The organism is Siccirubricoccus phaeus, from assembly GCF_008360935.1.
Classification (GTDB): Bacteria; Pseudomonadota; Alphaproteobacteria; order Acetobacterales; family Acetobacteraceae; genus Siccirubricoccus; species Siccirubricoccus phaeus.
Genome location: NZ_SRXO01000001.1, coordinates 126396 through 139381, shown reverse-complemented (window position 1 = coordinate 139381; position 12986 = coordinate 126396). Strand labels below are relative to the sequence as shown.

The window sequence follows — 12986 nt, the reverse complement described above, 5'->3', positions numbered from 1 at the left end:
CGGAATCCGGCGACCTCGGGGCCCCCGCGAAGCCGCGCAGCGGCTTCGCGGGGATCAGATCAGGGCCATTTGGCCTCCGGCGGCATGGACATCAGGATGGCCTCTACATTGCCGCCGGTCTTCAGGCCGAACAGCGTGCCGCGGTCATGCAGCAGGTTGAACTCCACATAGCGGCCGCGGCGGATGAGCTGGTGCTCCCGCTCCGCCGCGGTCCAGGGCTCCCGCATCCGATCGCGGATGATCGCCGGATAGACCTCGAGGAAAGCCCGGCCGACATCCTTTACAAACTCGAAATCCCGCGCGATCCCCTGCCCCGGCGTGCGATCCCCCAGCCAGTCGAAGAAGATGCCGCCAAGGCCGCGCGCCTCGCCCCGGTGCGGCAGGAAGAAGTACTCGTCGCACCAGGCCTTGAAGCGCGGGTAGTAGCCGGGATCATGGCGGTCGCAGGCGGCCTGGAAGGCGGCGTGGAAGCGGGCGGCATCTTCCAGCGACTCGGGGGCCTCCAGCGCCATCGGCGTGATGTCGCCGCCGCCGCCGAACCAGGGCCGCGTCGTCGCCAGGAAGCGGGTGTTGAAATGCGCCGCCGGCACGCGCGGGCTGCGCAGATGCGCCACCAGCGAGATGCCGGTGGCGAAGAAGCGCGGATCCGCCTCCGCCCCCGGGATCTGGCGGCGGAAATCCGGGGCGAATTCGCCCTGCACGGTGGAGACGCTCACCCCCACCTTCTCGAACACCCGGCCGCGCATCAGCCCCATGACGCCGCCGCCGCCTTGCGGCCGGCTCCAGGGCGTGCGCTGGAACCGCCCGGGCGGCAGCGCCGCATGCGGGCCCGAATCGAGCGCATCCTCGATCGCCTCGAAGGCGGCGCAGATGCGGTCGCGCAGCGCCTCGAACCAGGCCCGGGCGGGGGCGGCGAAGGGGTGATCCCACGGGGCGGCTTGGGAGGTGCCCTCGGGAGTGCCCAGGGGAGTGCCCAGGGAAGTGCCCTCGGGGGTGCCCTGGGGGGCGTCATGCGGGGTGCCGCCAGCGGCGCCCGCGGGGTCGTCAATGGTGTCCGGCACGCCATCCTCCTGCTCCGCCGATCCTGATTGCACGGTGGGCGGATTGCCACCCCGCGGAGCGTGGCTTTATATGCGCCGCGGCGCCGCGGGATGGCGCGGGGCAGCGCATGCCCCCTGCCATCCCGCCGCCGCACCACCTTCGGCCTTGCCCGGGCCCCCGCAAGGGTCCAGGCGCCGGCCGCGACCCAGGGACGATGAGGCATGGCCGAAAGTATGGCGCAAACGGCGCCGCAGGACGGCGAGACCCGCAGGGATTTCCTGCAGCTGGTGACCGGCGCCTTCGCCGCCGTCGGGGTCGGCGCGGTGGTCTGGCCCTTCATCAGCTCGATGAACCCGGCACGGGACGTGCTGGCGCTCTCGACCACCGAGGTCGATCTGACGCCCATCGCCACCGGCTCCGCCGTCACCGTCATGTGGCGCGGCAAGCCGGTCTTCGTCCGCAACCGCACCGCGGAGGAGATCAAGGAGGCCCGCGAGGTCCCGCTCGCCGAGCTGCGCGACCCGGCGACCGACCAGTCCCGGGTGAAGAAGGACAATTGGCTGATCCTGGTCGGCGTCTGCACCCATCTGGGCTGCGTGCCGCTGGGCCAGAAGCCGACCGATCCGCGCGGCGATTACGGCGGCTGGTTCTGCCCGTGCCATGGCAGCCATTACGACACCTCCGGCCGCATTCGGAGGGGGCCGGCGCCGGCCAACCTGCTGGTGCCCGACTACACCTTCACCTCCGACACCCAGATCCGGGTCGGCTGAGGAGCACCCCATGGCAAGCGGCCTGCACAAGAGCGACGTCGCCAATCCGGTCCTGCGCTGGATCGACGCCCGCCTCCCCGTCATCACCATGCTGCAGAAGGAGTACGGGACCTTCCCGACTCCCCGGAATTTCAACTACTTCTGGAATTTCGGCGCCCTCGCGATGGTCAATCTGCTGATCATGATCGCGACCGGCATCTTCCTCGCCATGAGCTACACCCCGCATGTGAACTACGCCTTCGACAGCGTGGAACGCATCATGCGGGACGTGAATTTCGGCTGGCTGCTGCGCTACGTCCACGCCAACGGCGCCTCGATGTTCTTCATCGTGGTCTATGTCCATATCTGGCGCGGCCTCTACTACGGCTCCTACAAGGCGCCGCGGGAGCTGCTCTGGATTCTCGGCGTGGTGATCTTCCTGCTGATGATGGCCACCGCCTTCATGGGCTACGTGCTGCCCTGGGGCCAGATGTCCTTCTGGGGCGCCACGGTCATCACCAACCTCTTCAGCGCCTTCCCGCTGGTGGGCGAGCATATCGTCACCTGGCTCTGGGGCGGGTTCAGCGTCGACAATCCCACGCTGAACCGCTTCTTCAGCCTGCACTACCTGCTGCCCTTCGTGATCTTCGGCGTGGTCTTCCTGCACGTGGCCGCGCTGCACATCACCGGCTCCAACAACCCGCTCGGCATCGACCCGAAGGGGCCGCAGGACACCCTGCCGTTCCACCCCTACTACACGGCGAAGGACAGCGTCGGCCTGGTGGTCTATTTCATCGTCTTCGCGGTGCTGGTGTTCTTCTTCCCGAACCTGCTGGGCCACCCGGACAATTACATTCCGGCCGACCCGCTGGTGACGCCGCCGCACATCGTGCCGGAATGGTACTTCCTGCCCTTCTACGCCATCCTGCGCGCGGTCCCGAGCAAGCTCGGCGGCGTGCTGATGATGTTCGGCTCCATCGCGGTGCTGTTCATCCTGCCCTGGCTCGACACCTCCCCGGTGCGGTCCATGCGCTTCCGGCCGCTGGCGCGCATCGCGCTGCTGGTCTGGCTGGTCTCCTTCCTGGTGCTGCTCTACTGCGGCGGCAAGCCGCCGGACGAGCCCTATGTGACGATCGCCCGGATCGCCACCCTCTACTACTTCGCCTACTTCCTGGTGATCCTGCCGCTGCTCGGGCGGCTGGAGCGGCCGCTGCCGCTGCCGGAGAGCATCGCCCTTCCCGTGCTGCGCGGCGGCGGGCCGCTGCCGGCCGGGGCCGTGAGCAAGCCGATGGAGAAGGCCTGAGATGCGCCGCCTGACCAGCCTGAAGGGCCTCCTCCTCGCCGCCGGCCTGCTGGCCGCCGGCCCGGCGCTCGCCGCCGGGGAAGGGGTGGAGCTGCCGAATACCCGCTTCTCCTTCGACGGGATCTTCGGCCATTTCGACCGTGCCTCGGCGCAGCGCGGCTTCCAGGTCTACAAGGAGGTCTGCGCCAACTGCCATTCCATGCATCTGCTCTCCTACCGCCACCTGCGGGAGCTCGGCCTGTCCGAGGCCGAGGTGCGGGCCATCGCGGCCACGGTGCAGGTGCAGGACGGCCCGAATGACGAGGGCCAGATGTTCGAGCGGGCGGGGCGTCCCTCCGACCGCTTCCGCAGCCCCTTCCCCAATGCGCAGGCAGCGCGGGCGGCGAATAACGGCGCGCTGCCGCCGGACCTCTCGGTCATCGTCAAGGCGCGGGAGAATGGCGCGGACTACATCCACGCCCTGCTGACCGGCTATGAGGACCCGCCGGCCGGCGTCACCCTGATGCCGGGGATGAACTACAACAAGTACTTCCCCGGCCATCAGATCGGCATGGCGCCGCCGCTGAACAGCGAGGGTCAGGTCGAATTCCATGACGGCACCAAGGCCACCGTCGAGCAGATGGTGAATGACGTGGTGCAGTTCCTCGCCTGGGCCGCCGAGCCGGAAATGGAGCAGCGCAAGGCGATGGGCGTGAAGATCGTCGTCTTCCTGGTCGTCCTCGGCTTCCTCGCCTACAGCGTGAAGCGCAAGGTCTGGGCCGATGTGCATTGATTCTTGTCGCGCGGGCGAATAGCCGCCACACCAGCCTTATTCGCCCGCGCGAAAGGGGGGCAATCACCCCCCCTTGGACCCCCTGGAAACGGCCGCCCCTTGGGCGGCCGTTTCATTTTGAGGGAGAAGGGTTCAGGGGCGGGGCGACGCGTCCAAGCCGGGTGGCGGCAGGGCGGTGCCGCGTTGGATGCGGTCCCCGGCCGGGGCCGGGCCGCCGGCTCCGCAGCCGGCCAGGGTGATGCCCAGAAGCACCAGGCAGAGGGCAAGGCGCATGGGGCATCCCGACTCCGTCTTCGCCGCCAGCATGCCTCGCCGCCGCCGCTGCCGCCACCCTGCACCGGTCCCGGGGACCTGTTCGGCCCGGGCGCGCAAAGGCGCGCTCGACACCGTCGAGCGCACCCCAGACCCGAGCCACGAGACCGTTTTCAGGTGAAGGCCGCCACGCAGCGGCACCGCGCCTCGGGCGGCTTCGTCCTTGACCGGAAAACAGTCTCACGGCCTTCGCGCAGGTCGCCTTCGATGGTGCCGAAGGCGCTGTGCAGCGCCTGCGCGCTGCGGTCAGGCGGGGCCTCGACGGGCCCATCCCGGCCCTCCCAGGTCCCGGCATCCCCTGCCTCGCGCGGCCGCCGCCAGGGCCGCGGCTGGTCAGGCCAGGCGCCGCGCTGCCCGCAGCAGGCCGATGGCGGCCGAGGCCGCCACATCCCCCACCCCCGGCCGAAACCCCGCCGCCAGCCCCGGCTCCGCCCGCCAGTGGCGCAGCAGCCAAGGCTGGCCGGACCGCGCCGCCGCCCGCGCCACCCGCCACCACAACCGCCCCGCATCGGCCGCCACCACCGCCCGTTCGGCCGGCGCCAGCCCGGCGGAGAAGCCGGCGAGCAGCCGCCGCAGCACCTCCCCCAGCGCCGGCAGCACCGCCGCCTCCCGCACTGGCTGCCGGTCGGAGAGATGGCGTACCGCCAGCTTCGCCGCGGCCTCCGCCCCCTCCCCCAGGAAGGGCCGATAGGCCGTGGCCAGCACCGCCTCCGCCCGCGCCGTCAGCAGGGCCGCAGCGGCATGGGTGGTGTTCGCCTGGTGCCAGCGATAGGTGGTCAGCACCGCCTCCAGCCGCCCCGGCTCCCCCACCGCCAGCAGCCGGTGATAGAGGTCGAAATCATCCGCATATTCCGCCTCCGGCCGCAGGAAGACCGGCAGGCGCCGCAGCGCCGCCATGCGGAACATCATCGAGGACCAGGTGAAGGGGTTGTCCACCAGCAGCCCCCAGCGCAGCCGCAGGGGCGTCAGCCCCGGCGGATGGTCCGTCCCGCGCCGCCGCCCCGACTGCTCGATCGCGACCCCGGTGCCGAGGAACGCCATCTCCGGCCGCGCCGCCAGCGCCGCCACCTGCTGCGCCAGGCGCTCGGGATGCGCCAGGTCGTCATGGTCCAGCACCGCCAGGTACTCCCCCCGGCAGGCGGCGAAGCCGTAATTCCGCGCCCCGACGATGCCGAGATTCCACCCCGGGCGCAGCACGCGCAGCCTTGGATCGCCGATCCCCGCCAGGATTTCCGCCGTGCCATCGGTGGACCCGTCATCCACCACCACCAGCTCGAACCCGGAAAAACTCTGGCCGAGGATGCTGGCGATGCTGGCGCCGATGCTGGCGGCGCCGTTCCAACTCGTCATCAGCACGCTGACAGGCGGCACCCGCACCCCCTCCGGTTGCGCCGGTCACCCGAATTCCGGCCCTGGCGGTTTCCGCCCGGCGGGGATTCGTTCTAGAGCAATGGCCGATCACGCGGAATCGCCCGATCGGCTTTCTTGCTCTAGAAAATATAACGTCCAGAGCAGCTTATATCCGAGCAGACGGACCACGTCGTGGCCCATCCGCCCGGCTGCTGCTCTGGAAGCCCGCCGACCCTGCGCAGGAGCATGCCATGCCAGAGCTTATCGAACCCGTCATCGGCCTGATCGGCGGCTCCGGCCTCTACGACATCGACGGCCTCGAGGACCGGGAATGGCGCCGCGTCTTCACCCCCTGGGGCGAGCCCTCGGACGAGCTGCTGTTCGGCCGGCTTGCCGGGGTGCGCTGCGTCTTCCTGCCGCGCCATGGCCGCGGCCACCCGACGCCCCCCTCCGCCCTGAACTACCGCGCCAATATCGACGCGCTGAAGCGCGCCGGCGTCACCGAAATCCTCTCCCTCTCCGCCGTCGGCTCGCTGCGGGAGGACCTGCCGCCGGGGCATTTCGTCATCGTGGACCAGTTCATCGACCGCACCTTCGCCCGGGAGAAGAGCTTCTTCGGCACCGGCTGCGTCGCGCATGTCTCGGTGGCGCACCCGGTCTGCCCGCGCCTCGGCGATGCGCTGGAGGGGGCGGCGAAGGAGCTCGGCCTGCCGGTGACGCGGGGCGGGACCTATCTGGTGATGGAAGGGCCGCAATTCTCCACCAAGGCGGAGAGCGAGCTGTACCGGCAATGGGGCTGCAGCGTCATCGGCATGACCAACATGCCGGAGGCGAAGCTCGCCCGGGAGGCGGAGCTTTGCTACGCGACGGTCGCCATGGTGACGGATTTCGATTGCTGGCACCCGGACCATGACCATGTGACGGTGGACCAGGTGGTGAAGGTGCTGCTCGGCAATGCCGACAAGGCGAAGGCGCTGGTGAAGGCGGTGGTGCCGGCGCTCGGCAGGCCGCGCGGCCCCTGCCCCGCCGGCTGCGACCGGGCGCTGGACCACGCCATCATCACCGCGCCGGCGCAGCGCGACCCGGCGCTGCTGCACAAGCTGGATGCGGTGGCCGGCCGGGTGCTGCGCGCGGCGTGAGGCGCTGGCGAGGCCCCGCGGCCGTCCTGCGGCACCGGCTGCGCTACCTCTTCTTCGGCCTGCTGCTGCTGGGCGCCGCAGCGCGGCTGGAACGGGCGATGGGGCGGCCGGCCATCTGCCGCTGCGGCACGGTGAAGCTGTGGGAAGGCGATGCGCTGGGGCCGGAGAATTCCCAGCACATCGCGGATTGGTACACGCCCTCCCACATCGTCCATGGGCTGCTCTTCTACGCCGCGCTGGCCTGGCTGGCGCCGCGGCTTTCCCTCGGCGCCAGAGCGCTGATCGCCCTCGGCGTGGAGATCGCCTGGGAAGTGCTGGAGAACAGCCCCTGGGTCATCGAGCGCTACCGCACGGCGACCATGGCCCAGGGCTATACGGGCGACAGCGTGCTGAACTCCGTCTTCGACATGCTCTTCACCCTGCTGGGCTTTGCCCTGGCGGCGCGGCTGCCGGTCTGGGCCGCGGTGGCGCTGGGCCTGGGGCTGGAGCTGCTGGCCCTGGCGGCGATCCGCGACAATCTGACGCTGAACGTGCTGCTGCTGCTCTGGCCGATCCGCGCCGTGCTGGAGTGGCAGAAGGGGGCGTAAGGCGCGAGTGCCCGTTGAACGGCGCGGCTGATGCGGCCGGACGGCCGGCCGGCGCGCCCGGCACCGTGCCCGCCACCCGCGCTGCGCGGGCACGGCAGGCGGGGGCAGAAAGCGCGAGCGCCCGCGCCGTACCCACCGAACAGCGCGACTGACGCGGGCGGGCGGCGGGCCGGCGCATCCGGCATCACGCCCACCATCCGCGCTGCGCAGGCGCGGCAGGCGGAAGCGCCACGCCATGCCCCACCGAACAGCGCGACTGACGCGGGCGGGCGGCGGGCCGGCGCATCCGGCATCACGCCCACCATCCGCGCTGCGCAGGCGCGGCAGGCGGAAGCGCCACGCCATGCCCCGCCGAATGGCGCGACTGAATCGCGCCAGTGGCGAGCCGGTTCAGGCAGCGCCACGCCCGGACGCCCTACCACCCCGGATCGCTGGGCCGGAGGCCGAGCAGCACCTTGCCCGCACTCTCGAAATACTGCGGCAGCGCGGCGCCGTGCTGCACCACCACATGCAGGTCGCGGAAGGCGCGCTCCAGCGGCAGGCTGGCATAGATGGCGTTGGTGCCGGCGGCGTGGAACAGCCTATCCACCGCCCGCACCGACTCATGCATGGCATGGGTGATGGCGAGCCGCGCCTGGGCGATCTCGGCATCGCCCGGGTCCTGCCCGGCGCTCACCACCGCCCAGAGCCGGCCGATGGCGGCAAAGACATAGGCGCGCGCCGCCTGCACGATCGCCTCCGCCTCCCCCAGCCGCGCCTGCACCGCCGGTCGGTCGCGCAGGAGCTGGGTGTTCATGGTGGAGGCCTCGCTGTTGGCCAGCTCCATCAGCGCCTCGATGGCGCCACGGGCGATGCCGAGGGCATTGGCGGCGGAGACGGTCCAGGTGACGCATTGCCAGGCGCGCGGATGGTAGAGCGGCCCCGGCAGCGCCGGCGGCGCATCCGACGGGGCGCTGAGATGCGCCGGGACGAAGACATCCTCCACCGCGAAATCCTGGCTGCCGGTGCCGCGCATGCCCATCACCTGCCAGGTGTCGATCACCGTGACCTGCGCCTTCGGAATCCAGAAGGCGCGAAGCTGCGGCTTGCCGGCGGCGGTCAGGCGGGGCTTGTCGCCTGCCATCTCCGTGCAGGTGGCGTAGAGCCAGCGCGCATGGTCGATGCCGCTGGCGAAATTCCAGCGGCCGGTGACGCGGAAGCCACCCGGCACCGGCACGGCGCGGCCGCCGGAGCGGGCGGAGCCGGCGGCGCGGTAATCGGCGGGCGTGCCGGCCAGTTCGCGCCCGGCCTCCAGCGGCAGGCGGGCGACATTCATGGACATGGCCGCGGCGAGCATCAGGCACCAGCCGACCGAGCCATCGGCGCGGGAAATCTCCTCCACCACCTCGAAGGCCTCGAGCGGGGCGAGTTCGGGGCCGCCCAGGGCGCGGGGGAGGTAAAGCTGGAAAAGCCCGGCTTCGGTCAGGGCCGCGGCCAAGGCGGGCGGGCAGCGGCGGAGGCGCTCGGCCTCGGGCGCGGCGGCGCGGGCCAGGGGGGAAAGGCGCCTGGCAGCGGCCAGCAGGGAAGATGACTCCGTCTCGGCCATGCTGCGTCCTCCCGTGGTTTTCCGCATTCTGCACCGATTGGCGGGCGGCGCGAATCCGGGGGCTCCGCCCCCGGGGACCCCCGGCAGGAGGCGCTGCCTCCTGCACCTCCGCCGGGGGGAAGGCTTCCCCCCGGACCCCGCCCTGAGTCGGCAGGTTGAACCGTCGGGTCCAGACTCAGACCGGGGTCCGGGGACCGGTCCGGTCCCCGGCGGGGGTTTCAGGGGGCAGCGCCCCCTGAAAAGCGCCGCCGCAGCGCCCCCCGCATGATCTTGCCCGTGGCGGTCAGGGGCAGCGCCTCCACGAATTCCACCCGTCGCGGATAGGCATGGGCGGCGACGCGCTGCCGCACATGCGCCTGCAATTCGGCCGCCAGGCCGGCATCGGCCGTGACGCCGGGCCTCGGCACGATGACCGCCGTGACGATCTCGGTCCGCAGCGCATCCGGCAGGCCGATCACGGCCGCCATCGCCACGGCAGGGTGGGCCGCCAGGCAATCCTCGATCTCGCCCGGGCCGATGCGGTAGCCGGCAGAGGTGATCACATCATCGTCGCGGCCGAGGAAGCGGAGATACCCGTCCTCCTCCTGCACCGCCTGGTCGCCGGTGAGGAGCCAGTCGCCGATGAACTTCGCCGCGGTGGCTGCCTCGTTGTTCCAGTAGCCGAGGAACATCACCGGGTCCGGGCGGCGGATGGCGATGGTGCCGGCCTCGCCCGGCGGCAGGGGGTGGCCGGCGGCGTCCAGCACCGCCACCGCATGCCCCGGCACGGGGCGGCCCATGCAGCCGGGACGGATGGGCATCAGCGAGGAGCAATTGCTGACGACCAGGTTGCATTCCGTCTGGCCGTAGAATTCGTTGATGGCGCAGCCGAAGGTCGCCCGCCCCCAGTCCAGCAGCTCCGCCCCCAGCGTCTCCCCGCCGCTGCCGAGGCTGCGGAGGCGCAGCCCTGGCGCGGGGCGGGCGCCGCGCAGCAGCTTCAGCGCGGTGGGCGGCAGGAAGGCGTTGCGCACGCCCTGCGCCGCCATCAGGTGGAAGGCGAAATCGGGGTCGAATTTCGCCATGCGATGGGCGAGCACCGGCACGCCATGGAAGAGGCTGGGCAGCAGCACATCCAGCAACCCGCCGATCCAGGCCCAGTCGGCGGGGGTCCAGAAGAGGTCGCCGGGCTTCGGAAACAGCTCCTGCGGCATCTCCACCCCGGGCAGGTGGCCGAGCAGCACGCGATGCGCATGCAGCGCGCCCTTCGGCGCGCCGGTGGTGCCGGAGGTATAGATGATGAGCGCCAGGTCGTCGGCGGTGGTGTCCACGGGCGTGAAGGCATCGCTGGCGCGGGCCATCTGATCGTGCAGGTCCAGCGCGCCCTCCGCCGCGCCATCGGCGGAAAGGATGCGGCGCAGCGCCGGCAGGCGGGCGCGGATGGCGGCCAGCTTGGCGAGGCCGACAGCATCGGTGACGAGCGCCGCGGCGCCGCAATCCCGCAGCCGGTATTCCAGCGCATCCTCGCCGAAGAGCTGGAAGAGCGGCACGGCGATGGCGCCGAGCTTGTAGGCGGCGAGATGCGCAATCGCGGCTTCCGGCACCTGCGGCAGAAGCACGCCGATGCGGTCGCCGCGGGCGATGCCCTGGGCGCGGAGCGCATTGGCCAGGCGGTTGGAGGCCGCTTTCAGCGCATCGAAGCTGAGATGCTCGGTCCGGCCATCCGTGCGGAGATGCAGCAAAGCGAGGCGGTTGCTGCCATCCGCCCAGGCGTCGCAGCAGGCCACGCCGATGTTGAAGCGCGGCGGGATCTGCCAGCGGAAGGCGGCGCGGACCGCGTCATAGGTATCGCCGGGGGGCAGCATCAGGCGGAGACCGGGCGGGTGTCGTCGATGACCTTGCCGTCATTCGGCAGGCTGCCGGGCGGCACCAGCTCCACCACCCCGCGGAGCCGGGTGGCGGATTGCAGGGCGATGCCGAGGCGTTCCACCAGCGCCTCATCCGCCATGGCGGTTTCGGCGCGGAGGGTCATGCTGTCGCGCTCGCCCTCCAGGGCGATGACGAGGCGGGCCTTGGCGATGCCGGGGACGGCGCGCAGCAGCTCCGCCACCTGTTCCGGGCGGACGAACATGCCGCGGACCTTGGCCGCCTGGTCGGCGCGGCCCATCCAGCCGCGGATGCGGCGGTTGGTGCGGCCGCAGGGCGAGACGCCGGGCAGGATGGCGGAGAGGTCGCCGGTGGCGAAGCGGATCAGCGGATGGACGGGGTTGAGGGTGGTGACGAGCACCTCCCCCACCTCGCCATCCGGCAAAGGCTCGCCGGTGCCAGGACGGACGATCTCGACGATGATTCCTTCGTCGAGGATGAGGCCCTCGCGCGCCTCGCTCTCATAGGCGATGAGGCCGAGATCGGCGGTGCCGTAGCTTTGCAGGACGGTGAGGCCGCGGGCGGCGTACCATTCCCGGAGGCTGGGCAGGTAGGCGCCGCCGGTGACATGGCCGAGCTTGAGGGAGGCGAGGTCGAGGCCGAGCTCCTCGCCCTTTTCCAGGATGGTCTTCAGGAAATCCGGCGTGCCGCTGTAGCAGCGCGGGCGAAGCTGGGCGGCGGCGCGGGCCTGGGCTTCCGTGTTGCCGGTGCCGGCGGGGAAGACGGGACAGCCGAGGGCGCGGGCGCCGCCTTCCAGCATGCTGCCGGCGGGGGTGAAGTGATAGGCGAAGCAATTGTGCAGCAGCTCTCCGGCGCGGAGGCCGGTGGCGAAGAGGGCGCGGGCATAGCGCCAGTAATCTGGCGTGACGCCTTCCGGTTCGTGCAGCGGGCCGGGGGAGGCGAAGACGCGGGCGAGCGAGGCGAAGGGCGCGGCGACGACGCCGCCGAAGGGGGGCTGCTCGGCCTGCTGGGCGATGAGGGCGGATTTGTGGGTGACCGGCAGCATGGCGAGCGGCGTGGTCGGATCGGCATCCGCCAGCAGGCGTGCATAGTGCGGGGCATGGGCCTTGGCATGCGCGACCTGGCGCGGCAGCGCGGCGGCCAGGGCGGAGTCGCGCTCGTCGGCGCTACGGGTTTCCAGGGCGTCGAAATACTCACCCATGACAGCCTCCCTCCGAGAGGGGCTCTGCCCCTCTCGGGCTCACCCCGCCAAAGGCCGAAGGGCCTTTGGAAACCATGAGTTTGGGCGCGACGGTTCGAACAGCAGACTCAAGGGTTCAAAGGGCCTTTCGGCCCTTTGCGGGTTGGGGTTTGGGGAAGGGCAGAGCCCTTCCCCAATCACAGCCACCTCTTTCGCCGCTTATAGCTCTTTAAATTCCGGAAGCTCTTCCGCTCCGTCCCGTGCCCGCCGAGATAGAATTCCTTCACATCCTCATTCTCCGCCAGCGCCGCCGCGCTGCCGTCCAGCACCACCTTCCCCTGCTCCATCACATAGGCATGGGAGGCCACGGAGAGCGCCATGCGCGCATTCTGCTCCACCAGCAGGATGGTAATGCCGAGTTCCTCGTTGAGGCGGCGGATGATGCCGAACACCTCCTTCACCAGCAGCGGCGAAAGGCCCATGGAGGGCTCGTCCATCAGGATCAGCTTCGGCCGCGCCATCAGCGCGCGGCCGATCGCCAGCATCTGCTGCTCCCCGCCCGAGAGATAGCCGGCGAGGCCGGTGCGTTCCTTCAGCCGTGGGAAATACTCATAGACCATCTCGATGTCGCGCCTGACCTCGGCGTCGCGGCGGATGAAGGCGCCGAGGCGGAGATTCTCCAGGCAGGTCATGTCGGCGATGATCCGCCGTCCCTCCATCACCTGGAAGATGCCGCGGCGGACGATGAGGTGCGGGTCGATGCCGTCGATGCGTTCGCCGTCGAAGGTGATCTCGCCGCGCGTCACCTCGCCTTCCTCGGTCTTGAGGAGGCCGGAGATCGCTTTCAGCGTGGTGGACTTGCCGGCGCCATTGGCGCCGAGCAGGGCGACGATCTTGCCCTGCGGCACGGCGAGCGACAGGCCGCGCAGCACCAGGATGACGTCGTTGTAGACGACCTCGATGTTCTTCACCTCAAGCAGTGGCGGGCCGACGCCCGCGTGCGGCCGATGCAGACCTTCGGGGCTATCGCTCCTCCGGTCATCGGACGCGTTTTCCAATGTCTGGCGCGGCCGATTCAGGCTTCCGGGCCCTTCGGCCCTCCAGC

General features: G+C 70.8%; 11 protein-coding genes. 5 read left to right on the top strand and 6 right to left on the bottom strand.

The genetic code is table 11. From position 1 onward, the window contains the following. Window positions 1-59: 59 nt before the first annotated feature. Complete coding sequence (hemF, locus tag E5N76_RS00600; protein ID WP_149535716.1) at window positions 60-965, bottom strand: oxygen-dependent coproporphyrinogen oxidase; 906 nt, start codon at window positions 963-965, stop codon at window positions 60-62. A 297-nt stretch (window positions 966-1262) separates the two neighbouring features. Here hemF and petA point away from each other — a divergent pair, with 297 nt between their 5' ends. The 3 genes from petA to E5N76_RS00585 are packed head-to-tail and all read left to right on the top strand — an operon-like array spanning window position 1263 to window position 3865. Then, on the top strand, window positions 1263-1811 hold the full coding sequence (gene petA / locus E5N76_RS00595; protein WP_149535356.1) for a ubiquinol-cytochrome c reductase iron-sulfur subunit: 549 nt from the start codon (window positions 1263-1265) through the stop codon (window positions 1809-1811). Window positions 1812-1821: 10 nt separating this feature from the next. After that, window positions 1822-3093, top strand: coding sequence for a cytochrome b (locus tag E5N76_RS00590; protein ID WP_149535355.1), 1272 nt, complete (start codon window positions 1822-1824; stop codon window positions 3091-3093). 1 nt (window position 3094) lies between these two features. Further along, window positions 3095-3865 carry a cytochrome c1 gene (locus E5N76_RS00585; protein ID WP_149535354.1) on the top strand — a complete coding sequence of 257 codons (771 nt, stop codon included), beginning with the start codon at window positions 3095-3097 and terminating at the stop codon, window positions 3863-3865. 645 nt (window positions 3866-4510) lie between these two features. Here E5N76_RS00585 and E5N76_RS00580 read toward each other — a convergent pair. Next, window positions 4511-5548: a glycosyltransferase family 2 protein gene (locus E5N76_RS00580; RefSeq protein WP_149535353.1), complete on the bottom strand. Its 1038-nt coding sequence runs from the start codon at window positions 5546-5548 to the stop codon at window positions 4511-4513. A 230-nt stretch (window positions 5549-5778) separates the two neighbouring features. On the opposite strand from E5N76_RS00580, the gene E5N76_RS00575 reads away from it, so the two are divergent. After that, a complete protein-coding gene (locus E5N76_RS00575; RefSeq protein ID WP_149535352.1) occupies window positions 5779-6666 on the top strand; it encodes an S-methyl-5'-thioadenosine phosphorylase in 888 nt (295 codons plus the stop codon). Beyond that, a complete protein-coding gene (locus tag E5N76_RS00570) occupies window positions 6663-7253 on the top strand; it encodes a DUF2585 family protein (RefSeq protein ID WP_235907520.1) in 591 nt (196 codons plus the stop codon). Before E5N76_RS00575 ends, E5N76_RS00570 begins: the two co-directional genes overlap by 4 nt. Window positions 7254-7668: 415 nt before the next feature. On the opposite strand, the gene E5N76_RS00565 is transcribed toward E5N76_RS00570, so the two are convergent. The 4 genes from E5N76_RS00565 to E5N76_RS00550 all read right to left on the bottom strand — a co-directional run bounded on the left by E5N76_RS00565 (window position 7669) and on the right by E5N76_RS00550 (window position 12861). Beyond that, a complete protein-coding gene (locus E5N76_RS00565; RefSeq protein WP_187829887.1) occupies window positions 7669-8838 on the bottom strand; it encodes an acyl-CoA dehydrogenase family protein in 1170 nt (389 codons plus the stop codon). Between the two features lie 218 nt (window positions 8839-9056). Next, a complete protein-coding gene (locus tag E5N76_RS00560; RefSeq protein WP_149535350.1) occupies window positions 9057-10679 on the bottom strand; it encodes an acyl-CoA synthetase in 1623 nt (540 codons plus the stop codon). Then, entirely contained in the window at window positions 10679-11902 is a 1224-nt protein-coding gene (locus E5N76_RS00555; protein WP_149535349.1) for a phenylacetate--CoA ligase family protein, read from the bottom strand. Before E5N76_RS00555 ends, E5N76_RS00560 begins: the two co-directional genes overlap by 1 nt. Before the next feature lie 176 nt (window positions 11903-12078). Then, window positions 12079-12861 (bottom strand): ABC transporter ATP-binding protein, encoded by a 783-nt coding sequence (locus E5N76_RS00550; RefSeq protein ID WP_207791829.1) that lies wholly within the window; start codon window positions 12859-12861, stop codon window positions 12079-12081. Window positions 12862-12986: the final 125 nt, after the last annotated feature.